The following is a 24,129-nucleotide window of genomic DNA, read 5'->3' as shown; positions in this document are numbered from 1 at the left end:
TGCATAAATATTTAAATGATGCGTTGTATCATCCTTTTGCATATCACCGACGCCCCCAAAACAAAGCGTCCTGAGTGGGGTTATTATTTTACACTGGTCCTAATGGTCTGATGAGATAACAGTACCTTTACGCTACCGATCAAGCATTCTCATTATCATTTTTATTCTTCGATCCCTGATGTGTCTCTGGCCTGGACACGCTGCTGTACGTTAACCATAAATAGTGCTAATGATTTTTCCGCATTCTCGCATACAAAGGACGATGCGCTACAGATGATTTTACCGACCGCTTTGATAGGACATTCCGTATAATCTCCATTTAGCATCACGCCTCTGGATTCCATGTTGAATGCACGTTCAATATGGGTTAATTCTGATATTACGCCATTAGGATAAATCCTGATTCATCAGGATTTAAGACGGTAAAATGTTCAGAAAAACAAAACCTTGAGCCCGAGAGATAGCAATCAGGGTGCATACAGCAAGGGGGGGCGAAAAACCCGAATTTAAGCGGGAAAGAATTCTATCCATAACGCGCAAAAAATAATAGTTAAAGAAACTAAAAAAAGTAGAAAATAAAAAATACAATGCTTTTAAAAAATAACGCAGGTGACTATTTCATGATGAAAAACGAATGTACGTAACAAGATGCTTTTTTCGCGATAAAAAAAATCCACGCGCAGGCGTGGACTCTTTTGTTATACCGTTTTTATTTCGGATACACCGTCTGCGCCGGAAGCGCACGGCGGTCAAAGCGCTGTAACGTGTAATACAAAATAGCGGTACCAAACCAGCCGATAATCCACGACACATCATTGTCAGCAAACATCCACGTTAGCGAACCATGGAAGAGTGGATTTTCGATAAACGGCAATTGAATGAGTACGCCAACGATATACACGCTGATCCCCAGAACGTTCCAGTATCCATAGCGCTCCTGCGGGTCAAACAGCGCGGGGATATCCACGCTCCCCGAAGAGATCAGATAGTAATCTGTCAGGCTAATGGCGCTCCACGGTACAAAGAAGGCCAGTAAAAACAGCAGGAAATGGGTGAAGTGTTTAAGAAACGCGGGTTCGCTCAGCAGCGCAATAATGCAGGAAATCGCCACCATCAGCACCACGAAGAGAATCCGGCTGCGCTGGCTTAGCGTGACCTGCTTGCGAAAGCCGGAAACAATGGTGGTCAGCGACATAAAGCTGCCGTAGGCGTTGAGGGTGGTAAAGGTGATTTTGCCAAAGCAGATGGCGAAATAGATAATCATGGCCATCGCTTCGCTTTTTCCCAGCCCCACGATATAGCCCACTTCATGCCCTTTAAATGCGCTGCCGGCAATCGCGGCGGTGATCACCCCAAGGGTCATCGACGCCTGCGTCCCCAGCACGGTGCCACTGAAAACCGCGAAGAAGGTTTTAGGTCCGGAGACATTGCGCGGCAGATAGCGCGAGTAGTCCGACACATAGGGGCAAAACGCAATCTGCCAGGATGAGGAGAGCGACACCGCGAGCAGGAACATCGGCAAGGAGAAGTGGTTGTTTTGCACAATGGTCGCCAAATCTGTCGACAGCAGTAGCGTAATAAACAGATAAGCAAACGCCAGCACCCCCACTACGCTCGCCACCTTCCCGAGCTTATGAATAACGCGATAACCCAGCACGGCAATCACGATGATAATGGCGCTAAAGAGGATCATCCCCGCCACGTCAGAAACCGACAGCAGCTTCGCCATCGCCTGCCCGGCCAGCACAGTGCCGCTGGCGGAAAAGCCGACATACATAATGCATACCAGCACCAGCGGAATCACCGCGCCAAATACGCCAAACTGCGCCCGGCTGATGATCATCTGCGGCAGTCCCAGACGCGGGCCCTGTAGCGCGTGAAATGACATAATCGCCGCGCCGAGAATTTGCCCCACCAGCAGCCCAATCAGCGACCAGACCACATCGCCGCCCAGTACCACCGCCAGCGCGCCGGTCACAATGGCGGTAATTTGCAGATTGCCGCCAAACCACAACGTAAACTGGCTGAAAGGGTGCCCATGGCGCTCGCTGTCAGGAATGTAATCAATAGAACGCCTCTCCGTTAAACGCGCGCCATTTTTCTTTGACTGCTCTTCTGTAGACGAAAAAGATGACATAAGTACCTCGCAATAATCCCGTTTGATGACAGCCAAACATCCTGCTTGCGCCGATCCACACCAACATGACAGATCATGTATATACAACCATTGACATTGACTCACACCCGCCCGATGATGGATTTGTGAGTTATGTTGTAAATGATTTGTATAAAAACAGAAAATTAAATGTGAATTGACATCACCTAAAACACAAGAACGGAGACTGCATGGTTAGCCCCTTCACCCTGGCCACGTTGCCGGTTACCCCCTGGAAAAACGGCGCGGGAGAGACGCGGGAGATTGTTCGCGTCACAGGCGCCAATACCCCTTTTCTCTGGCGTGCCAGCATCGCCACACTGCAATCTGACGGCCCGTTTTCGCGCTTTGACGGCATCGACCGGGTAATTGTGCTGCTGGAGGGCGCGCCGTTCTGGCTACGGGGTGAGAACATGGAGCACTGGCTGGAGCCCGGCGTGCCGTGGGCCTTTGCCGGAGAGTGGCCTCTGGCCAGTGAAGGGATTATCGGTCCGGGTATGGACTTTAACATCATGACGCAGCGCCACCGTGCCAGCGCGCAGGTGGTGATTGCCACCGCCCCGCAGCGCCCGGACGCAGAAGGTGTTGCCTATGTGCTAAACGGCGTGTGGCGAATGGCGGGTGCCGACCATCATGCGGGAAGCGGTATCTGGTGGCAGAAGGAGACGCCAGGAGAACTCGTGCCGCTCACAGCGGATGCGGCACTGATTTTGACGACCATCACTCGGCATAGCAATATCGGAATATAACCATACTCATAGTCTGCCATCTTGATAGTTTTTTGCCCGCGCCAATAAAGGCAGCGGGCAATGCTATCGATTCAGAAGTAATACTTAAAGCGCAAGCGTCCCCCGTAACGGGAATCGCTACGACCCTTACCATCGGTCGGATGGGCTTCTACCCAGGAGGTGTATGCGCCAAGATAAATATTGAAATTCTTCATATTCATCACATTAGGAATCAGATACGATGCATGGATTGTATGGATATCATAAGATCCTGGATCCGTCACCCAACAATCCCCTTCGCAGTCAGCATCAAAGTTAGATGAATTAAATTCATCAATTTTATTATGGGCATAGATATACCCTAACTCAGCATTCCTCCATAGCCCGTTCACACCTGTGGTAAAATCTGTTTCGTCCGTAGCATCCATAAAGGCCGTATTGAGATTAATCACAACCCCATTTTCTGCATCGGTTTTCTGCCCATTCCAGGTCATGGTGAGACCATACCCCGTACGATCCGATTGGTCTATCCATTTACCTGTAGCATCCCGGTACCCGTAAGCATTGTTGACAACGTTGCTTTCCATTGCCACGGCCGTCGAAAAGCGGCCACTCTGCCAGGAAACAACCGGACGCAGATAAGCCACATTTTTCTCATTTGTCAGATCAATACCGTGGTAGTTTTTATCAACAAACAAAGTACTACCGTTCTCCAGCAGTGTGTTGAGTTCGAAGTACCAGTTATCTATCGTTTTACTGATCAGGAAGTTACCGCCGCTGTCGCTACGTCCACGGCCTTCTTTCATCATGTAGATATAACCGTAGCCATCGCTGTAGAGATCGTTTGCCGTGTTACCGGAATACTCCACAAATGTGTCCTGATTCAACGGGAACATGTCATAAGCTTCAAAACGCCCCACTTTGACTTTCCAGTCATTTTCGCTGCCAAAGAAGAAAACGGCATCATCCAGATTCATTTTGCCTGTTAAATCAGCCAACGGTTGCACTGAAAAACCGGCAAAATGTCCGTCATTCATTCGGCGGTAACCATCAAACCCCAGCAACAAACGTCCGTTAATATCCCAACGCTCATTGTTTCCCGGCGCCCAATCTTTATTAGCAGTGGTTTTAACGGAAGTTAACCCTCCCGTTTTACTGGCGGCATCCATGTTAAATTCAACATCGCCATAAAATTTGATATCTCCGTAACCCGACAATGTTAATGTCGGCGCAGGCGCGACAGAAGTCGATACTGGCTCCTGCGACACAACGGCAATTGTCGATTTGTTTTGCACCAGCGCCGTCTGTTGTTGCTGCTGCAAATCCTGAATTTGCGCTTCTGCTTTTGCTGCCCGACTTTCGGCAGCGGCCAACCGATCTTCAAGCTGAGCCAATTTATGTTCCAGAGCATCAGTATTCGTTGCCGCCAATACGTTCATTGAGCACAGTGTGCTAACAGCCAGAGCAATATATCTTATTCTCATAGATTCCATCCTGATAATTTATTATCACTATAACGACAGAGGTATGCCGCGCGTTTTATTAACCGCGAATATTAATCAATGGTATCTGATAGTATTAACTGGAGAATTTTCCGTTACGTAAATCAGTAATAACACCATACATTACGCGATCATCCAGTCGGTAGAATTTAATTGCAAACGCCGTCAGAACATAAAACAACGCTGGAATAACCGTGAATAAAAGGATGACACCCTGCACGGCCGTTTCAGACTGCACCGAACTGCTGGATTCATAATGAAAGACGGCGAGTACCCATCCCAGAATAGCCCCACCGACTGCAACACCCAGTTTAATGACAAAAATATTCGCAGCAATATTCATCCCCGTAATACGGCGCTGCGTCTTCCATTCGCCATAATTATTGGCATCGGTAATCATTGACCACTGTAGCGCGCCATTCCCTCCTTGTACGACCTGAATAAGGATATGGGCAATTAGCGGAACGACCCAGAATTCTACCGGTAGCCAGAAACAGGTGATACCCAATACCGCATTAAGGATATTAACCCAAAAAGACACTTTTACTTTACAAAATCGAGTGCCAAACGGTTGTGCAAGCACAGAGCCAAACATAGATGCGAACATTCCCCCTAACATAAAGAGTGAAATAATATCCGCCCCCTTATGCAGCACCGTATTGACGTAATAAACCACTGCGCCTCCGCGTACTACCACCGCAACCAGCATCATAAAGTTGTAAACGGATAAGATACGCCATTGCTCATTACTGAACAGTATTTTGATATCCCGTACAATGTTAAGATTTTCCTCTTTAACCGGCTGGACGCGTTCGTTGGTCGTAAAAAAGCAAATGACAAACATCAGGCATCCGATAGCCCCAAAGATTGCCATTGCCACCTGGATCCCCGCCGCCCGATCGGCAGGATAGAGGATATCGGCCAGCGGAAGAATACACGCGGTACCTAACGCTCCGCCAATCGGTGTGATTGCAAATCGCCAGGATTGCAAAGAAAGGTTCTCTTGCGGATCGGTCGTTAATACCGCCCCTAAAGAACAATAAGGGATATTAATCGCGGTATACATTAATGTCATAAATATATATGCCACCACCGCATAGACAATTTTCCCAGAATCAGAAAAATTGGGTATTGAATAAACCAGGACACAGCTCACCGCAAACGGGATACAGATAGCCAACAGCCAGGGACGAAACCTGCCCCAGCGCGAAGATGTCGCATCTGCAATTGCCCCCATAACAGGATCGGTAATAGCATCCAGTAATCGCACCAATAAAAACATGGTTCCCATTACCGCTGGAGGCAAACCATAGACATCCGTGTAATAATAGGCAAGAATGGCGACTGAAGAGTCAAACACAATATGACTCGCCGCATCTCCTAAGCTATATCCTATTTTTTCTTTTACAGAAATTCTCTCTATCACTGTCATACCTACCCTCTCATTTCAATAAAAAATGAAACCGGTTTCTGCAGCGATATAATCTGAACAAGATATGAGGGTTAATCTATTATGTTTTCTTACTAATCCTTTATGTTTTTTACTTTATGTGATCTCCGATATTTATTTTTTTCGCCACGACAGTTCACTACATAAATTACTCATATTAATGACAATAGATACATTCCCATCATGGATAGTCATAACGAAAAACACTCTCCAGTGATATCTGGAGGGTGTTTTTTCTGTTGACACACGTTATTTCAGCAGCCGCACCTTGACGGCTTTACCCTTGATTTTGCCCTGCTGCAGTTGCTTCCAGGCATGACGGGCCACCGACTGGCGTACGGCGACATAAGCGTGAATCGGGTGGATGTCGATTTTACCGATATCCGCGCCGTCCAACCCTAACTCGCCGGTAAGCGCCCCGAGGATATCGCCCGGGCGCATTTTGGCTTTTTTACCGCCATCGATGCACAGGGTCGCCATCACCGCTTCCAGCGGGGCGATACGCACGCCGTTCGGTAGCGGCTGCCAGTCAAGTTTAACGTTGAGCATCTCTTCCAGCACGTTGGCGCGCTGGGCCTCTTCCGGAGCGCAGAAGCTTATCGCCAGCCCGCGCTCACCGGCACGGGCGGTACGGCCAATGCGATGCACGTGAACCTCAGGATCCCAGGAGAGCTCGTAGTTGATAACCATCTCAAGGGCTTTAATATCCAGACCGCGGGCCGCAACGTCGGTCGCTACCAGTACCCGGCTGCTGCCATTGGCGAAGCGCACCAGCGTCTGGTCGCGATCGCGCTGTTCCATATCGCCGTGCAGCGCCAGCACGCTCTGATTGCTGTCGCTCAGCGCGTCGAAAACCGCCTGGCAATCTTTTTTGGTGTTGCAGAATACCACGCAGGAGGCAGGCTGATGCTGACTTAACAGCGACTGCAACAGGCCGATTTTGCCATGACGGGAGACTTCGTAAAAACGCTGTTCCACCGCTGGCAACTCATCAACGGTATCGATTTCAATGGTCAGCGGGTCACGCTGAATACGGTGGCTTATCGCGGCAATCTCCGCAGGCCAGGTGGCGGAAAACAGCAACGTCTGGCGATTGTCCGGCGCCCAGGCGATCACCTCGTCAAGCGCGTCGGCAAAGCCCATATCCAGCATCCTGTCCGCTTCATCCAGTACCAGCGTTTGCAGCGCATCCAGACTGACGGTCTCTTTTTTCAGGTGATCGAGCAACCTTCCCGGCGTTGCCACAATAATGTGCGGCGCATGGGTCAGCGAGTCGCGCTGCACGCTAAACGGCAGGCCGCCGCACAGCGTCAACACTTTGATATTCGGCATATAGCGTGCCAGTTTACGCAGCGCGGTCGCCACCTGGTCTGCCAGCTCGCGGGTCGGGCACAGCACCAGCGACTGGGTAATAAACTGGCTGGCATCAATATGCTGCAGCAGACCAAGACCGAACGCCGCCGTCTTACCGCTGCCGGTTTTCGCCTGCGCGCGGACATCTTTTCCCGCCAGAATGGCAGGCAGCGTCGCCGCCTGAACCGGCGTCATGGTCTGGTAGCCCAGCTCATTGAGGTTGTTGAGTTGTTCTTCAGGGAGGGCGTTAAGTTCAGCAAACGATGTCACAGTGATAGTCTCAGCGGATAAAAAAAGGCCGCCCGGGCATTATTGCCGGGCCGTCGAAGAACAATGATACCATTCAATAGGGGTGGCGCTGCGCGGATTTTTCATCAGGGTGTCATATCGCACTGGTATATCTGCCACCTTTATCCCAATACTGGAACACCTATGTCCACGACTTTGCACATCTTTGATTTAGACAACACGCTGATTCACGGCGACAGCAGCACCTGGTGGAGTGAATACCTGGTACGCGAAGGACTGGTCGACGACGACCGTTATCTGGCGCGCGAAGCTGCGCTGATGGAGGACTACGCCCAGGGCAAAATGGATCTTCACCAGTATGTTGCGCTCACTCTCTCCCCTCTTGCCGCCCTGTCCATCGCCGAGGTGGACGCCCGGGTGGCTCACTGGGTGGATGACGTTATCCTGCCCCGCGTCTACCCACAAGCGCGGAAACTTATCCAGACGCTGAACGCGCAGGGTCAGCCGACGCTGGTGATTTCCGCCTCGGTCAGTCTGCTGGTCAAACCCATCGCCCGGGCGCTGGGCATCGACGAGGCTATCGGCGTTGATGTCAAGACGCACGACAACCGCTACAGCAACCGCATCAGCGGTACGCCAAGTTATCAGCAGGGGAAAATCACCCGCTTTAACGCCTGGCGGGAAACGCAGGCTGCGGTGTCGGAGAAAGTGACGTTTTACACCGATTCCATTAACGACCTGCCCTTATGCCTGCAGGCCGATAACGTGGTGCTGGTGAACCCCTGCGCGCGGCTGCGTGAGGAGGGGGAAACGCGCCAGTGGCCAGCCGTGAGCTGGTCGCTGGCGTAGGCATTAGTTGACGTTGAACAGGGGCACTGGCGTGCCCTGAATATAGCGCCGACGCAGCCAGGCGGAGAGCGTATCCATCAACATCACCACGCCCACCAGGATAAGGGTAATAAACATCACCACATCCCAGTTCCACAGGCGCATATTTTCCGCATAAATCAGGCCAATCCCTCCGGCGCCGACAAAGCCCAGCACCGCCGCCGAACGGGTATTCGACTCAATCTGGTAGAGGCTGAGCGCCAGAAACGTCGGGAATGACTGCGTAAAAATGCCAAAGCGGTGTTTTTGCAGACCATTCGCCCCGACCGCCGTCAGGCCTCGACCCGGCGACCGCTCCACCGCCTCATGCCCTTCCGCGTACAGACGTCCCAGCAGGCCGGTATCCTGCATAATAATCGCCAGCCCCCCCGCCAGCGGTCCCAGCCCGACGGCGCGCACAAAAATCAGCCCCCAGATAGCCATATCGATACCGCGCAGCAGATCGAACAACCGGCGAACCAGCATCGCAATAACCCCGGTGACGCGTCCCCGCATGATATTACGGGCGGCGAAGAACGAGAGGAACAACGCAATCACCGTCGCGGTGATCGTGCCCGAAAACACAATCGCCAGCGTGATGGCAATTTGCGTGAAATAGTAACGAAACGGCCAGTTGAAGAAGTCATGCCAGACGAACATGCGCAGGAAGTAGCGGCCAAGCTGCTGCATCCCCGAGGTCAGCTGTTCGTAACCAATCCCGAACTGGCTGAAAAACCAAACATAATAAAGCGCCACCGCCAGCGCCAGCAGCGCGATACGGCGCAGATAGCGCCCCTGCATACGAAACAGTTCCCGGTGCTGCTGGCGGCTTAACGCGACGTCAGGCGCCGATTGCCAGTGTGTCATTTTTCTCCCTCCAGAACCCACTGACGCAGACGCCCGGAGAGCATATCCAGCAGTGAAACCACCATGATGATCAGCAGCAGCGTAATGCTCACCTGATCGTAACGATCGAGTTTAATGTTGGTCATCAGCTCCTGGCCAATCCCGCCTGCGCCCACCAGTCCAAGGATCGTTGATGAACGGAAGTTAATCTCAAAGCGCATAAAGCCGTAGGACAGAAACACCGGTTTTACCTGCGGCCAGAGTGCGAAACGCATGCGCTGAATCGGCGTTGCGCCGCAGGCGGTCAGGCCGCGAACCGGCTTGTTCTGCGCGCTCTCAATCGCCTCATAAAACAGTTTGGTCAGGCTGCCGACGGTATGCAGCGCCAGGGCGAGAAAACCCGGGATAGCGCCAATACCGAACGCCATCACGAAAATGACCGCCCACGCCAGCTCCGGCATGGTGCGCAGAAAGGCGACCAGCGCCCGTACGCCAAAGCGAACTCCCGCAGGCGCCCAAGCATTGCGGGCCGCGAGGAAGGCGAGCACCGTCGCCACCCCCACCGCCACCAGCGTAGCGGCCAGCGCCAGTTGCAGGGTTTCCCAGATAAGCGGTAACTGGACAGGCAGGCGGTAGCCCCAGTAAGCCAGTGAGCCTTTGGTGTGCGTATCGGCAAACAGTACGGAGAAGTGCAGCGTCGGCAGCGTCTCCAGCATGTAATCGAAGAAGTTCGGCAGTGAATGCCAGATGGTGAAGAGATTAAATTCAGCAGCGCTTCCGGCTGCAAAATAGAGCACCAGCAGCAGCGCAGACCAGGTCAGGGTATCGCGCTTCTGCCGATGCTTCACCTGATGGTAATAACGTTCAAATTCCGTATTTAGCATAGTCACTCGCAGGTCAGTCGCAAAAATGATGACCAGAAACCGCGCCAGGCTCACGCCCGACGCGGTCTTGAGGCAAGAATTAACGCGCGTTAACCAGCTCGCGCTTCATGTCGATAACCTGCTGGAAATCCGCAACAGTCGCCGGGCCGATGTGCTGCGTACCGCCCATCGCCTTCACGAAGCAGGCGTGGTCGTCGGTATCCAGCTTTTTCACCGCCGCAACGACTTTGGCTTTAAAATCAGCGGGCAGGCTGTTGCTGACCAGAATCGGACCATTTGGGATAAGCGGCGATTTCCAGATAATGCGGATCTGTTTCATCAGGTCCGGGTTATCCATGCGGATAAGGCGGCTGAAGGCGCCGGAGGTGTAACCGGTATTGTAATCGCCAACCAGCGATGCCCAGGTCACCGCACCGGCGAACTGACCGTTCATCACGCCGAGAATGTCCTGCTCATGGCCGCCCGAGAAGGTCACGCTTGAGAAGAAGTTGTTGTACTTGTTGTCGGAAGTACCGCCGAACTTTTGCTTGAACGCCTGGTTTGGGATCAGGAAGCCGGAGGTCGAGTCCGGGTCAGCGAAACCGAACGCTTTCCCTTTCAAATCGTCGAGCGATTTGTACGGGCTGTCAGCTTTAACGATAACCACCGAGTGGTAGCCGCGGGACTGGTCTTTGTCGTCAACGGCGATACCGACGATATCAACGGCGTTCGGGTTATTGATGTATACCGACGCATAGGACGACGGCGACATGCTCAGCACCACGTCCACTTTACCGCCCAACAGACCCTGAATAACGCCAGAGTAGTCAGAGGAATTGCGAAGTTTGGTGTCGACGTTCAGCTCCTTATCCAGGAACTGCTTCACACACTGGTTATCGCCAATTTGTTGCGTCGCGTTTTGTCCCCCCAGGATCCCCAGATTCAATTCCTTGGGTTGTTCAGCCGCACTCGCCTGCCATGCCATCAGAAGCCCTGCCATCATAGCGGAAAAACGTAATGCGCCTGTCATCTGCTTTTTCATTATCATTGCCCGTGTCGTCTTAAGTGAAGGGTATTAATGGAGTTGACTTATTTCATCGCCGTACAGTGTGTGCAGAACATCCTGCGTCAGTTGCGCCGGACTTCCGTCAAACACAATTTGCCCCTGCGCAATGCCAATAACGCGGGTGCAATATTCTTTCACCAGCTCGATTGAGTGGAGGTTGACCATGACGCTTATCCCCTGCTCGCTCACCTCGCGCAGCACCCGCATAATACGTTGGGTGTTTTTGGGGTCGAGTGAGGCGACCGGCTCATCGGCCAGCAGAATTGACGGGTTTTGGATCAGGGCGCGACAAATCGCCACGCGCTGCATCTGCCCACCGGAGAGGTTTTCCGCCCGCTGCAGCGCATGCGGCAGCATGCTCATCCACTCCAGCAGAGAAATCGCCTTTGCCCGGTCCTCTGACGAGAACACTTTGAACAGCGACTTCAGCGTGGAGGTCTGGCTAAGGCGGCCCAGCAGCACGTTGGTCAGTACGTCAAGACGCGGCACCAGACAGAAATCCTGGAAAATCATCCCGCACTCGCTGCGCCACTGGTTCAGCGCACGCCCCTTCAGACAGGAAACGTCGCGCGGCAGGCCCACTTCCGGGTAGCTCAGCAGTTCGCCTGACGTCACGGTATGGGTGCCGTTCAGCACGTGCAGTAAGGTGGATTTCCCGGCGCCGGAGCGGCCGACAATCCCCACCATTTCCCCGGCGTGAAGATCGAAGCTAATGTCGTTGAGCACCGTCTGATGCGCGTTATAGGATTTGCACAAATTTTTCACGCTCAACACTTTACGTTGCCGGACGTGACTTATCTGCGTCAGAGCCTGATAGTCGTTTGCTGTCAATATTGCGCGAGCGTTGTTCATTTGCGTTTCCTGTGCATGTTTCAGCCGAGGGTTATTAACAACGGTTTGCATGAAGATTTAATGACAGAAAAACGAAGGTCCGATGAAACCGGGTAAAGCAGGCGTTTGTGCTGCCTGATTTTTCCCTGTTATTTCAGGCATCGCGGTAATTTATCTGTAATTACGCAAATTGTTACCTTCACCACGCGCAGCGCCCGATATTCAGCTAAGGTTTTCTGAGGGTTGCGGACAGCCGCCTCGCTGTCCCGCTTAATCGCCGTATTCGCGTATAACAAGGAGAAAAACCGATGATAGCCCGAATTCCGCGCCGTCCTGCGCGTCTCGCCCTACAGCTGGCGCTGGGTAGCGCGCTGTTTTCGCTTGCCGCCGCGACGCCAGCAGAGGATGCCAAACCCGCGCCGCCGCAATCGCCCGATGAACTGCTCGGCCCGCTGTTCAGCGACGTGCAAAGCGCAAAACTTTTCCCGGATCAGAAAACCTTTGCCGACGCGGTGCCCAGAAGCGATCCGTTGATGATTCTGGCCGACTACCGGATGCAGCAACACCAGTACAGCTTCGACCTGCGTCATTTCGTCGACGTGAACTTCATCCTGCCGAAAGAAAAAGAGAAATACGTCCCCCCCGCCGGTCAGAGCCTGCGTGAACACATCAACAGCCTGTGGCCCGTTCTGACGCGGACCACGGATTCCCCTGCCAAATGGGATTCGCTGCTGCCTCTGCCCAAACCCTACGTGGTACCTGGCGGCCGTTTCCGCGAGGTGTATTACTGGGACAGTTACTTCACCATGCTGGGGCTTGCCGAAAGCGGCCGCTGGGATGACGTCGAGGACATGGTGGCTAACTTTGCCTGGGAGATCGATACCTGGGGGCATATTCCCAATGGCAACCGCAGCTATTATTTGAGCCGTTCGCAGCCGCCGTTTTTCGCATTAATGGTCGAACTTCTCGCCAGCCGCGACGGCGATGCGGCGCTGAAAAAGTACCTGCCGCAGATGGAAAAAGAGCACGCGTACTGGATGGACGGCCTGGAGGCGCTATCGCCGGGGAAAGCGGGCAAACGGGTGGTTAAAATGGACGATGGCGCGGTGCTGAATCGCTACTGGGATGATGAAGATACCCCGCGACCGGAGTCCTGGCTTGATGATATCAATACGGCGAAAAGCAATCCTGACCGCCCGGCGACCGACATTTATCGCGACCTGCGTTCTGCGGCGGCCTCCGGTTGGGACTTCAGCTCCCGCTGGATGGACGACCCGCAGAAACTCAGCACCCTGCGTACCACCAGTATTGTGCCGGTGGATTTGAACGCCCTGATGTTCAAAATGGAAAAGATGATAGCCCAGGCCAGCAAGGCCAGCGGCGATGCGGGTAAAGCCACACAGTATGACCAGCTTGCCGCCGCTCGTCAGAAGGCGATGGAAAAGTATCTGTGGAACGACAAAGAGGGCTGGTACGCCGATTACGATCTGAAATTGCGCAAGGTACGCGACCCACTCACCGCCGCCGCGATGTTCCCGCTGTTCGTCAATGCGGCGTCGAAAGACAGGGCGGATAAAGTCGCGGCAGCAACGCAGGCTCACCTGTTAAAACCAGGCGGGCTCGCCACTACCACCGTAAGCAGCGGTCAGCAGTGGGATGCCCCTAACGGCTGGGCGCCATTACAGTGGGTCGCAGTCGAAGGGCTGCAAAACTATGGCAACGACAAGGCGGCGATGGATATCAGCTGGCATTTTCTCACCAATGTGCAGCATACCTATGACCGCGAGAAGAAACTGGTGGAAAAGTATGACGTCAGCACGACCGGAACCGGCGGTGGCGGCGGAGAATATCCGCTGCAGGACGGCTTCGGCTGGACCAACGGCGTGACGTTGAAAATGCTGGATCTTATCTGCCCGAAAGAGAAGCCGTGCGACAGCGTTCCGGCTTCTCGACCGACATCGGCGGCACCGGTTACGCCAGCGCCTGCGACAGAGAAAACATCATCATAAAAATGCCCGGCAACTCCACGTTGCCGGGCATTTTCAGAATGAAACACGATTAGCTGCTCTTGCGTACCAGTCTGAAGACAAAGAGCACCACTAGCGCGCCCACTACGGCCACCAGGAAGCTGTGCAAATTAAATCCGGTCACGCTTCCGCCGATACCAAACATCGTCGCCAACCAGCCGCCGACGACGGCACCAACAATACCCAGTACACAGGTAAGAATGAACCCGCCACCATCACGCCCGGGCATGATGAATTTAGCAATCACCCCGGCAATGAGGCCGAACACAATCCACGTAATGATACCCATAACCACCATCCTCCAAAGAAATAATCACAAAAATAATGCTTATATCTTGTCATCCGGATAGCTTAAGTATAGGTAAACAGACTGAAAAAAGAGGTCGGGAAGATAAATTTTTATGCCGCCTGAATTTTTCACCTGTTTGCCTTAAGTTCTGAATTGCCGTGCCGATACTTTACCGAAGGTCTGTCAACTGGGAGCTACCTGGCGTGAGTCATTACAATGAGCAATTCCTTAAGCAAAATCCGCTGGCAGTGTTAAACGTTCTCCGCGATCTGCATCGCGACCGCGTTCCTCTGCGCGTATCATGGACGACAGGACAATTTATTAGCCGTATTCTTGACGTTTCCGCTCAGGGCGTGATTATCGATTACGGCAGTCAGGAATATGAAAACCGCGCGGTGTTGCGCGCGGAAAATATTGAAATCTCGGCCGAAACGCAGGGCGCTAAAATTGAGTTTACCCTGCCTCGTCTTATCAGCGGTCTGTATCTCGACCTTCCGGCCTTTACGACGCCCCTTCCCCCCTCGTTGTGGTTTGTCCAGCGCCGCGAATATTTTCGCATTAACGCGCCGCTGCACCCGATTTATTACTGTAAGGCGACATTGCCGGATAACAAAGCGATCCGCTTTCGCCTGTTTGACCTGTCGCTGGGGGGAATGGGCGCGTTAATGGACGAGCCGCCGCCCGCCATTTTGCAAAGCGGGCTACGTTTGCCGCAGGTTGAGCTGGATATGGGCGAGTGGGGAAAATTTCATTTTGACACTCAGCTGATTACCATCAGCGAGCGTAAAGTAGTGGACAGCAAAAACGAAACCATCAGCACGCCGCGCCTGAGCTTTCGTTTTCTCAACGTCAGCCCCGCCATTGAGCGCACGCTCCAGCGCATTATTTTCTCTCTGGAGCGTGAGGCGCGCGATCGCGCGAACAAGGTGCGTTAATCGATAGCGTCCATGGCCTTTTGCACCTTCCAGATATAGCGAGGGGCCTGCGGCGCCGGGTGATTCTTCACGATATGGTCGAAGAACTCGTCTTTATCGAGGTCATTGATTTTGTCGATGGCCTTTTTGCGATCGGATGAGAAGGTGCGCAGCAGCGCGCCTGCGCCGTTCACGTACGAGACCACCAGCGCATACTGCATCACTTCCGGGTCTTTAATCCCGGCCAGCACGCCATGCTCCAGAATGCTGAAATAGGCGGTCCCCATTGAGATATTGCGCTCCGGGTTTTTCAGCTCGCTGGTCGAGGGTTCGCCGTTCCAGCCCATATAGCGATACACCTCCCGCCCGGCGGTAGAGGCTTTAAGCTGCATCAGCCCCACCGCGTTGGACTTACTCACCACGTTCGGGTTGCCGCCTGACTCCACCGCAATAATCGCGGTGATGAATTTCGGGTCCAGCCCCCAGGCCGCTCCCGCTTTCTGGCTTATCGGCATCCATTGCATGGCACGCTGGACGGGCACCGTCGGGTCGTACGGCGGATTACGGTAATCTTGTTTTGAACTGCATCCGGCAAGCAAGACAAATAAAATCACAAACCATCTCAATTTCACGCATCTATCCTTTTACTGAAATGTGCCACGCGTAATGACAACGGGTTACTCTGGCGGCATGATACCCGTTTCACTCTTAGCAAGGAAATGCCATGTCTCTGTTTCATCTGATTGCGCCCTCCGGTTATTGCCTCAATCAGCAGGCAGCCGCCTGCGGGATCCAGCGTCTGGAAGACGCCGGGCATCCGGTGGAAAATCAGCACGTTGTCACCCGGCGCCAGCAGCGCTTCGCTGGACAGGAAACAGAGCGTCTGAACGATATTGACGCCCTTGCGACGCTGACCGGGAAGAATCGTATTGTGATGCCGGTTCGCGGCGGATACGGCGCCAGCCGACTGATGGCCGACATCAACTGGCGGGCACTGGTTGAGCGCCAGCGCCGCGATCCGCTGCTTATCTGCGGACACAGCGATTTTACCGCCATCCAGATGGGGCTGCTGACGGCGGGAAACGTCATCACCTTCAGCGGCCCGATGCTTGCCGGTAACTTCGGCGCGCCGACGCTTAACGACTTTACCCTCGACCATTTCTGGCGGGCGCTGCGTAACCCCACCTACACCGTCGAATGGGCGGGCGACGGCCCACTGTGCCATACCCGCGGTACGTTGTGGGGCGGTAACCTGGCGATGCTGGTCTCGCTTATCGGCACCCCGTGGATGCCGCCGATTGAGAACGGCATTCTGGTGCTCGAAGACATCAACGAGCATCCATTTCGCGTCGAGCGTATGCTGCTACAACTCCACTACGCCGGTATCTTAGCGCGCCAGAACGCCATCGTGCTCGGCAGTTTTAGCGGTGCCGAGCCCAACGATTACGACGCCGGGTATTCGCTGCAAACCATGGTTGACTACCTGCGTTCACGGCTGGCTACCCCGCTGATTAGCGGTCTGGATTTCGGTCACGAACAGCGCACGGTGACGCTGCCGCTTGGCGCCCAGGCGGAACTCATCCACAACGCGAAAAACACCACCCTGACGCTGACCGGTCATCCGGTACTCAGCGAATAAAAAAACGGCCTAAGCCCCGAGAAATCCACCGATTCAGGTACTGAATATGGTAACGTTATCTTCTCAATTCACGCTGTCAGGGGAGTACGTGAACGTTGGACGCCGGGGCAATCATCAGTCTGTTTATTTTGGGTTCGGTGCTGGTCACCTGTAGTATTTTATTAAGTTCATTCTCCTCGCGTCTTGGTATCCCGATTCTGGTTATCTTCCTCGCTATCGGCATGTTGGCCGGTATCGACGGCGTCGGCGGCATTCCTTTCGATAATTACCCGTTCGCTTACATGATAAGCAACCTGGCGCTGGCGGTGATCCTGCTGGACGGCGGGATGCGCACCCAGGCCAGCTCGTTTCGCGTCGCGCTGGGCCCGGCGTTGTCGCTGGCCACCGTCGGCGTGTTGTTCACTTCCGGACTGACCGGGATGATGGCCGCCTGGCTGTTTCATCTGCCCCTGATTGACGGCCTGCTGATTGGCGCCATTGTCGGCTCCACCGACGCCGCTGCCGTGTTCTCACTGCTCGGCGGCAAAGGGCTTAACGAGCGTGTCGGCGCAACACTTGAAATTGAGTCCGGTAGCAACGATCCGATGGCGGTCTTCCTGACCATCACCCTGATTGAAATGATCCAGCAGCACCAGTTCGGCCTGACCTGGATGTTCGCGGTGCATATTATCCAGCAGTTCGGTTTAGGCATTCTGATAGGGCTCGGCGGCGGTTACCTTCTGTTGCAGATGATCAACCGCATTTCGCTGCCGACCGGCCTCTACCCGCTGCTGGCGCTGAGCGGGGGGATCATGATTTTCGCCACCACGACCTCGCTTAACGGCAGCGGCATTCTTGCGGTTTACCTCTGCGGCTTCCTGCTCGGCAACCGCCCTATCCGCAACCGTTTCGGCATTTTGCAGAACTTTGACGGCCTGGCGTGGCTGGCGCAGATCGGCATGTTCCTGGTGCTGGGCTTACTGGTGAACCCATCCGATCTGTGGTCGATCGCCCTTCCGGCGCTGTTGCTGTCGGCCTGGATGATCTTTTTCGCCCGCCCGCTGTCGGTGTTCGCCGGTCTGTTGCCGTTTCGCGGCTTCAACCTGCGCGAGCGCGTTTTCATCAGTTGGGTCGGCCTGCGCGGCGCCGTGCCGATTATTCTGGCCGTTTTCCCGATGATGGCCGGGCTGGAACACGCGAAACTGTTCTTTAACGTCGCTTTCTTCGTGGTGCTGATCTCGCTGCTGCTTCAGGGCACATCGCTCTCCTGGGCGGCGAAGAAGGCCAAAGTGGTGGTACCGCCAGTGGGCTGGCCGGTATCGCGCGTCGGCCTGGATATCCACCCGGAAAACCCGTGGGAGCAGTTTGTTTATCAGCTGAGCGCGGACAAATGGTGCGTCGGCGCGGCGCTGCGCGACCTGCATATGCCGCAGGAAACCCGAATTGCCGCCCTGTTTCGCGATAACATCCTGCTGCACCCGACGGGCAGCACCCGCCTGCGCGAGGGGGATATTCTGTGCGTGATTGGCCGTGAACACGACCTCCCCGCGCTCGGAAAACTGTTCAGCCAGTCGCCGCCGGTATCGCTGGATCAGCGCTTCTTTGGTGACTTTATCCTTGAAGGAACAGCGAAGTTTGCCGATGTGGCGCTGATTTACGGCCTCGACGGCGGCGAAGAGTTTCGCGACAACCAGCAAACGCTGGGTGAGATAATCCAGCATCTGCTGGGGGCCGCGCCAGTGGTCGGCGACCAGGTTGAGTTTGCCGGGATGATATGGACCGTCGCGGAGAAAGAAGACAACACCGTACGCAAAGTCGGCGTACGCGTGGCAGAGGACGAGGCGGAGTAACCGCCTCGCTTACTAAGTTACACTGTCACAACAGGGACGCGCGGCGCCAGCGCGCACATCAGCTCATAGCCGACGGTGCCGCAGGCGCTTGCGACATCGTCAATCTTAATCTCATTCCCCCACAGTTCCACCGGCGTGCCGATACCCGCCTGCGAACACGGCGTTAAATCCACCGCCAGCATATCCATCGAGACCCGCCCGACGGTGCCGGTGCGCACCCCGTCCACCAGTACCGGCGTGTTGTCCGGCGCAATGCGCGGATAGCCATCGGCGTAGCCGCAGGCCACGATACCGATGCGCTGCTCCTGTGTCGCCCGGTACAGACGGCCATAGCCCACCGTGTCGCCCGGTTTGAGATTCTGGATGCCGATAATCTCACTGCTGAGGGTCATCACCGGCTTCAGGCCGCTGTTGGCGATATCCTGCCATTGCCCCGACGGTGATGCGCCGTAAAGCACAATGCCCGGTCTGACCCAGTCAAAATGCGCCTCAGGGTGCCAGAGCGTCGCCGCTGAGTTTGACAGCGAACGCGGGCACCCCAGCCCTTCCGCCGCCTGTTCGATTTGTACCATCGCCTCGCGGATACCGTCCGGCTTTTCCGCATCGGCAAAGTGGGACATCAGCGTCATATCGCCGACGTTTGGCAAGGCGCGCAGTTGCTGCCACGCGATGTGCAGCCGCTGCGGCGTAAAGCCCAGCCGGTTCATCCCGCTGTTCACCTTGACGTACACATCCACGGGCGCATGCAGGCGCGCATTCTGCAACGCCTTGATCTGCCAGTTGCTGTGTACGGTGGTGGTCAGGCGGTATTTATCAAACAGCGCCAAATCTTCGGCCTGAAAAAACCCCTCGAGCAGCAGAATCGGTCCTTTCCAGCCGCGCTCACGCAGCAGGATGGCTTCTTCCAGATTGAGCATGGCGAAGCCGTCGGTATCCTTTAGTGCGCTCCAGATACGGTCGATACCGTGGCCATACGCGTTAGCCTTCACCACCGACCAGACGCGGGAACCCGGCGCCGCCCGTCTGACCACCGACAGGTTGTGCCGCAAAGCCTGCAAATCGAGGCTGGCAACAACAGGACGTGACATAACCGCTCCTTGTAGCGTGAAAGTTACTGATGAGCGCCGTGCAGATGCTGCGCGCGCGACGGTGTGAATCCGGCGCGGTAGCGGGCAACGCCGAGATCGTCATACGGGATAGCCGGTGTACGGCCGGACAGCAAGTCGCTGAGCAACTGTCCGGACCCGCAGGCCATCGTCCAGCCCAGCGTGCCATGCCCGGTGTTCAGCCACAGGTTCTTATACGGCGTACGGCCAACAATCGGCGTACCGTCCGGCGTCATCGGGCGCAGGCCGGTCCAGAAGGTCGCCTGTTCGACATAACCGCCGCGTGGGAACAGATCGCGGACCACCATTTCCAGCGTTTCGCGACGTGGCTTCAGCAGCTCGGTGTTAAAACCGACGATTTCCGCCATACCGCCGACGCGGATACGGTTATCAAAACGGGTAATGGCAATCTTGTAGGTTTCATCGAGAATGGTCGACACTGGCGCGCCATCGTCCTCTTTCACCGGGATAGTCAATGAGTAGCCCTTCAGCGGGTATACCGGAATATCGACCAACCCTTTCAGCATGGCGGTGGAGTAAGACCCAAACGCCATCACGTACGCATCGGCTTTCACTAACTCATCGCCGCACTGTACGCCGTAAATCTGTTCGCCTTCGTACAGCAGGCGATCGACCGGGGTATTAAAGCGGAACACAACGCCCGCCTCCTGGGCCATTTTCGCCAGGCGTTGGGTGAAGAGTTGGCAGTCGCCGGTTTCATCGTTCGGCAGGCGCAGACCGCCGGTCAGCTTGTGGGCGACTTCGGCCAGCGCCGGTTCAACCTCCGCCAGACGACTGGCCTCCAGCAACTGGTACGGCACGCCCGCATCTTCGAGTACGGCGATATCGCGAGTGGCGCTTTCATACTGCTGCTCGGTGCGAAACAGTTGCAGCGTTCCGCCCTGTCGTCCTTCGTACTGAATGCCGGTCTCTTCGCGCAGCATTTTCAGGCAGTCGCGGCTGTACTCTGCAAGGCGCACCATCCGCCCTTTGTTTTCCATGTAGTGGCGGGTGTCGCAGTTGCGTAGCATCTGCCACATCCATTTGAGCTGAAACTGCGTGCCGTCAAGGCTAATCGCCAGCGGCGCATGGCGCTGGAACATCCACTTAATCGCCTTCAACGGGACGCCGGGCGCCGCCCAGGGCGCGGCATAGCCAGGGGAAATTTGCCCGGCGTTCGCCGCGCTGGTTTCCAGCGCCGGTCCGGACTCTCTGTCGATGACCGTCACATCGTGACCTGCCTGACGTAAATACCAGGCGCTGGTTACACCGACAACGCCACTTCCCAGTATGACAACACGCATAGCTGCTCCAGAATAAGTAAAAGAACAATCTCCTGATTACAAATTGATAACCCAGACGAAAATATTATTCAACATATGCTCTTTTTATGGTGACTTACCTCACATAAGCCTATGCAGCGCGGGATGCGTCGTATTTGGCATCTCCTGCTGCACGTTAATTTTCATCAGTATAAAATGTTGCTAAAATGAAAAATTCTCGCCATTGCCGCAGGGAAATCGCGAAGAAAAAATATTTGCGCGCCACACGTTCCATCCGTGGTGTTCTATCCTTGATATGAGGCTCTCCAGACAGAGAGAACCGCCAACAATGAGGGCGCGCTAATGGCTACGATTGATTCCATGAACAAGGACGGCACACGTCTGAGCGACGGACCCGACTGGACCTTCGATCTGCTGGATATCTATCTGGCGGAGATCGACCGCGTGGCAAAGCTGTATCGGCTTGACACCTACCCACACCAAATCGAAGTCATTACCTCCGAGCAGATGATGGATGCCTATTCCAGCGTCGGGATGCCTATCAACTACCCGCACTGGTCGTTTGGCAAAAAGTTCATTGAGACGGAGCGGCTCTACAAGCACGGGCAGCAGGGGCTGGCCTATGAAATCGTGATTAACTCCAACCCGTGTATCGCCTACCTGATGGAGGAGAACACCATGACCATGCAGGCGCTGGTGATGGCGCATGCCTGCTACGGCCATAACTCCTTCTTCAAGAACAACTATCTGTTTCGCAGCTGGACTGACGCCAGCTCGATAATCGACTACCTGATTTTCGCCCGCAAATACATCACCGAGTGCGAAGAACGCTTCGGCGTCGACGAGGTCGAGAAGCTGCTCGACTCCTGCCATGCGCTGATGAACTACGGCGTGGATCGCTACAAACGCCCGCAGAAAATTTCGCTGCAGGAGGAAAAAGCGCGGCAAAAAAGCCGGGAAGAGTACCTGCAAAGCCAGGTGAATATGCTGTGGCGTACCCTGCCCAAACGCGAAGAAGAGAAAACCGTTTCCTCCGCTCGGCGCTACCCCTCCGAGCCACAGGAAAACCTGCTCTATTTTATGGAGAAGAACGCGCCGCTGCTTGAGTCCTGGCAGCGTGAAATCCTGCGTATCGTGCGCAAGGTGAGCCAGTATTTTTACCCGCAGAAGCAAACCCAGGTGATGAACGAAGGCTGGGCGACGTTCTGGCACTACACCATCCTTAACCATCTGTATGATGAAGGGAAAGTGACCGAGCGCTTTATGCTGGAGTTCCTGCATAGCCACACCAACGTGGTCTTTCAGCCGCCCTATAACAGCCCGTGGTACAGCGGCATTAACCCCTATGCGCTGGGCTTCGCCATGTTCCAGGACATCAAGCGTATTTGCCAGTCGCCGACAGACGAGGATCGCTACTGGTTCCCGGACATTGCGGGTTCTGACTGGCTGGACACCCTGCATTTCGCCATGCGCGACTTTAAGGATGAAAGCTTCATCAGTCAGTTCCTGTCGCCAAAAGTGATGCGTGACTTCCGTCTGTTTACCGTGCTGGACGACGATCGCAACAATTATCTGGAAATTTCGGCGATCCACAACGAGGAAGGCTACCGCGAGATCCGCAACAAGCTGTCGTCGCAGTATAACCTCAGCAACCTGGAGCCGAATATTCAGGTCTGGAACGTAGATTTGCGTGGCGATCGCTCGCTTACGCTGCGCTACGTCCCACACAACCGCGCGCCGCTCGACATGGGACGACGCGAGGTGCTTAAGCACGTACATCGCCTGTGGGGGTTTGATGTGCTGCTGGAGCAACAAAACGCGGACGGCAGCATTGAGCTACTGGAACGCTGCCCGCCGCGGCAAAATCTGTTGTAACCCTAAAAAAACGGGCCGCTCATCGCGGCCCGTTTCCTGTCCATCCTCAGTCCTGCCCTCAGCGACCGTGAAACGCTAAGTCGCCAGGCAGCGTTTTCTGCATCTTGTGCCAGATAAGGCCGCTTTCGTGTCCGTAACGACGGACCGTTTCGTACACCTGCTCATGCAGGCCTTCTTCACACACTTTCGCCAGTTGATGATAAAACCCGAGCGCGAGACTGCGAGCCTCCGGACTGGAGAAATAATGACGGCCAATACGGGTATACAGCCCTTTCATGCCGTTAATAATCAGCCCGTAAATCGGGTTGCCGGAGGCAAACGCCAGGCCGCGGAAAACGTTGTAATCGAGGTCGGCGAAGGCATCAGCGTGATCTTCAATCTCACGCGTTTTAGCCAGCACTTCCAACGCCTTGTCCGGGTGCTGGCGAAACGCCGTGCGGATAAAGATAGTGGCGATGTTAGTGCGAACGGAGAGCAGATTGTCGATCAACTGCGGCACGCTGTCATGGTCGAGACGCACCAGCGTTTCGAGAATATTCAGGCCGGACGTTTCCCAGAAGTTATTCACTTTTGTTGGCTTGCCGTGCTGAATGGTGAGCCATCCATCACGGGCCAGACGCTGCAACACTTCGCGTAAGGTGGTTCGCGTAACGCCAATCAGTTCGGAGAGTTCACGCTCAGCAGGCAGAATAGATCCAGGAGGAAAGCGGTTATTCCAAATACTTTCAATGATGTACTCTTCCGCGAAACCCGCCGGGCTTTGCGCCTTAATGACCATAGTAAGATTTCCATTACACAGCGTTGCAAATAATGAACTCATCATACCAGAGCTGTCCGGGAGCAGATAGCACGCAACGTTAATTAAAAAGGGATCGCTGTTTCATTTTACCAAATTTGTTATTCCACTTTCTTGGGTTGATCCTGAAAGGTTCAGGCCTGATACTTACACACTCACTTATCAGGAACGTTTGTTTTACCGCCGACGGGATCGGAACACTGTCATGGAAATGTCTTACTCTCGCGCGCTGTGGCGCAATTTTCTCGGCCAGTCACCGGACTGGTACAAACTGGCTTTACTGCTCTTCTTAATCATCAATCCGATCGTTTTCGCCTTCAGCCCCTTTACCGCTGGCTGGTTGTTGGTGATTGAGTTCATTTTTACGTTAGCGATGGCGCTCAAGTGCTACCCCCTGCTTCCCGGCGGTCTGTTGGCTATCGAGGCGGTGCTTATCGGCATGACCAGCGCCGGGCATGTGC

General features: G+C 54.6%; 20 protein-coding genes and 1 pseudogene. 8 read left to right on the top strand and 13 right to left on the bottom strand.

The window, feature by feature from the left end; translation table 11 throughout:
• Positions 1–709: 709 nt before the first annotated feature.
• Positions 710–2,137: a cytosine permease gene (locus JO226_RS08330; RefSeq protein WP_293547134.1), complete on the bottom strand. Its 1,428-nt coding sequence runs from the start codon at positions 2,135–2,137 to the stop codon at positions 710–712.
• Positions 2,138–2,346: 209 nt separating this feature from the next.
• On the opposite strand from JO226_RS08330, the gene JO226_RS08325 reads away from it, so the two are divergent.
• On the top strand, positions 2,347–2,904 hold the full coding sequence (locus tag JO226_RS08325; protein WP_293547131.1) for a HutD family protein: 558 nt from the start codon (positions 2,347–2,349) through the stop codon (positions 2,902–2,904).
• A gap of 71 nt (positions 2,905–2,975) precedes the next feature.
• Here the strand turns inward: JO226_RS08325 and JO226_RS08320 are convergent, their stop codons facing one another.
• From JO226_RS08320 to dbpA, 3 genes are all read right to left on the bottom strand, one after another.
• Positions 2,976–4,367: a carbohydrate porin gene (locus JO226_RS08320; RefSeq protein ID WP_293547129.1), complete on the bottom strand. Its 1,392-nt coding sequence runs from the start codon at positions 4,365–4,367 to the stop codon at positions 2,976–2,978.
• A 94-nt stretch (positions 4,368–4,461) separates the two neighbouring features.
• Positions 4,462–5,817, bottom strand: coding sequence for a glycoside-pentoside-hexuronide (GPH):cation symporter (locus JO226_RS08315; RefSeq protein WP_293547127.1), 1,356 nt, complete (start codon positions 5,815–5,817; stop codon positions 4,462–4,464).
• Positions 5,818–6,084: 267 nt separating this feature from the next.
• Positions 6,085–7,458, bottom strand: a complete 1,374-nt coding sequence (gene dbpA, locus JO226_RS08310; protein ID WP_293547124.1) for an ATP-dependent RNA helicase DbpA — start codon at positions 7,456–7,458, stop codon at positions 6,085–6,087.
• 162 nt (positions 7,459–7,620) lie between these two features.
• On the opposite strand from dbpA, the gene JO226_RS08305 reads away from it, so the two are divergent.
• On the top strand, positions 7,621–8,286 hold the full coding sequence (locus JO226_RS08305) for an HAD family phosphatase (protein ID WP_293547122.1): 666 nt from the start codon (positions 7,621–7,623) through the stop codon (positions 8,284–8,286).
• A gap of 3 nt (positions 8,287–8,289) precedes the next feature.
• Here JO226_RS08305 and phnE (JO226_RS08300) read toward each other — a convergent pair whose 3' ends face one another.
• The 4 genes from phnE (JO226_RS08300) to phnC all read right to left on the bottom strand — a co-directional run bounded on the left by phnE (JO226_RS08300) (position 8,290) and on the right by phnC (position 11,931).
• On the bottom strand, positions 8,290–9,171 hold the full coding sequence (gene phnE, locus JO226_RS08300) for a phosphonate ABC transporter, permease protein PhnE (protein WP_293547119.1): 882 nt from the start codon (positions 9,169–9,171) through the stop codon (positions 8,290–8,292).
• Positions 9,168–10,040, bottom strand: a complete 873-nt coding sequence (gene phnE / locus JO226_RS08295; RefSeq protein WP_293547116.1) for a phosphonate ABC transporter, permease protein PhnE — start codon at positions 10,038–10,040, stop codon at positions 9,168–9,170. The genes phnE (JO226_RS08300) and phnE (JO226_RS08295) overlap by 4 nt, the downstream gene beginning before the upstream one ends.
• Before the next feature lie 73 nt (positions 10,041–10,113).
• Positions 10,114–11,055, bottom strand: a complete 942-nt coding sequence (gene phnD / locus JO226_RS08290) for a phosphonate ABC transporter substrate-binding protein (protein ID WP_293547113.1) — start codon at positions 11,053–11,055, stop codon at positions 10,114–10,116.
• Between the two features lie 33 nt (positions 11,056–11,088).
• On the bottom strand, positions 11,089–11,931 hold the full coding sequence (phnC, locus tag JO226_RS08285) for a phosphonate ABC transporter ATP-binding protein (RefSeq protein WP_293547110.1): 843 nt from the start codon (positions 11,929–11,931) through the stop codon (positions 11,089–11,091).
• 287 nt (positions 11,932–12,218) lie between these two features.
• Here phnC and JO226_RS08280 point away from each other — a divergent pair, with 287 nt between their 5' ends.
• A complete protein-coding gene (locus JO226_RS08280) occupies positions 12,219–13,919 on the top strand; it encodes an alpha,alpha-trehalase (RefSeq protein ID WP_293547108.1) in 1,701 nt (566 codons plus the stop codon).
• Positions 13,920–13,968: 49 nt separating this feature from the next.
• Here JO226_RS08280 and JO226_RS08275 read toward each other — a convergent pair whose 3' ends face one another.
• Positions 13,969–14,226 (bottom strand): GlsB/YeaQ/YmgE family stress response membrane protein, encoded by a 258-nt coding sequence (locus tag JO226_RS08275; RefSeq protein WP_293547106.1) that lies wholly within the window; start codon positions 14,224–14,226, stop codon positions 13,969–13,971.
• A 203-nt stretch (positions 14,227–14,429) separates the two neighbouring features.
• Here JO226_RS08275 and JO226_RS08270 point away from each other — a divergent pair, with 203 nt between their 5' ends.
• Entirely contained in the window at positions 14,430–15,161 is a 732-nt protein-coding gene (locus tag JO226_RS08270; protein ID WP_293547103.1) for a flagellar brake protein, read from the top strand.
• Here the strand turns inward: JO226_RS08270 and emtA are convergent.
• The gene (gene emtA / locus JO226_RS08265; protein WP_013365998.1) at positions 15,158–15,772 is read right to left on the bottom strand and encodes a membrane-bound lytic murein transglycosylase EmtA; all 615 of its coding nucleotides are present in this window, start codon (positions 15,770–15,772) and stop codon (positions 15,158–15,160) included. The genes JO226_RS08270 and emtA overlap by 4 nt on opposite strands.
• Positions 15,773–15,864: 92 nt before the next feature.
• Here emtA and ldcA point away from each other — a divergent pair, with 92 nt between their 5' ends.
• The gene (gene ldcA / locus JO226_RS08260; RefSeq protein WP_293547098.1) at positions 15,865–16,779 is read left to right on the top strand and encodes a muramoyltetrapeptide carboxypeptidase; all 915 of its coding nucleotides are present in this window, start codon (positions 15,865–15,867) and stop codon (positions 16,777–16,779) included.
• A 95-nt stretch (positions 16,780–16,874) separates the two neighbouring features.
• Entirely contained in the window at positions 16,875–18,608 is a 1,734-nt protein-coding gene (locus JO226_RS08255) for a potassium/proton antiporter (RefSeq protein WP_293547095.1), read from the top strand.
• 17 nt (positions 18,609–18,625) lie between these two features.
• Here JO226_RS08255 and dadX read toward each other — a convergent pair whose 3' ends face one another.
• Together dadX and JO226_RS08245 are read right to left on the bottom strand one after the other, a co-directional pair.
• Positions 18,626–19,696: a catabolic alanine racemase DadX gene (dadX, locus tag JO226_RS08250; RefSeq protein WP_293547093.1), complete on the bottom strand. Its 1,071-nt coding sequence runs from the start codon at positions 19,694–19,696 to the stop codon at positions 18,626–18,628.
• A gap of 23 nt (positions 19,697–19,719) precedes the next feature.
• Positions 19,720–21,018: a D-amino acid dehydrogenase gene (locus JO226_RS08245; protein ID WP_293547091.1), complete on the bottom strand. Its 1,299-nt coding sequence runs from the start codon at positions 21,016–21,018 to the stop codon at positions 19,720–19,722.
• Between the two features lie 321 nt (positions 21,019–21,339).
• Between JO226_RS08245 and JO226_RS08240 the strand changes: the two genes are divergently transcribed.
• Positions 21,340–22,872: a SpoVR family protein gene (locus tag JO226_RS08240; RefSeq protein WP_293547089.1), complete on the top strand. Its 1,533-nt coding sequence runs from the start codon at positions 21,340–21,342 to the stop codon at positions 22,870–22,872.
• A gap of 58 nt (positions 22,873–22,930) precedes the next feature.
• Here JO226_RS08240 and fadR read toward each other — a convergent pair whose 3' ends face one another.
• Positions 22,931–23,650 carry a fatty acid metabolism transcriptional regulator FadR gene (fadR, locus tag JO226_RS08235; RefSeq protein ID WP_293547137.1) on the bottom strand — a complete coding sequence of 240 codons (720 nt, stop codon included), beginning with the start codon at positions 23,648–23,650 and terminating at the stop codon, positions 22,931–22,933.
• Between the two features lie 223 nt (positions 23,651–23,873).
• Here fadR and nhaB point away from each other — a divergent pair.
• Positions 23,874–24,129: pseudogene (nhaB, locus tag JO226_RS08230) on the top strand (sodium/proton antiporter); the annotation flags it as partial.

Source organism: Pluralibacter sp., from assembly GCF_019237635.1.
GTDB lineage: Bacteria > Pseudomonadota > Gammaproteobacteria > Enterobacterales > Enterobacteriaceae > Enterobacter_B.
This window is presented reverse-complemented; position numbering and strand designations above follow the sequence as displayed.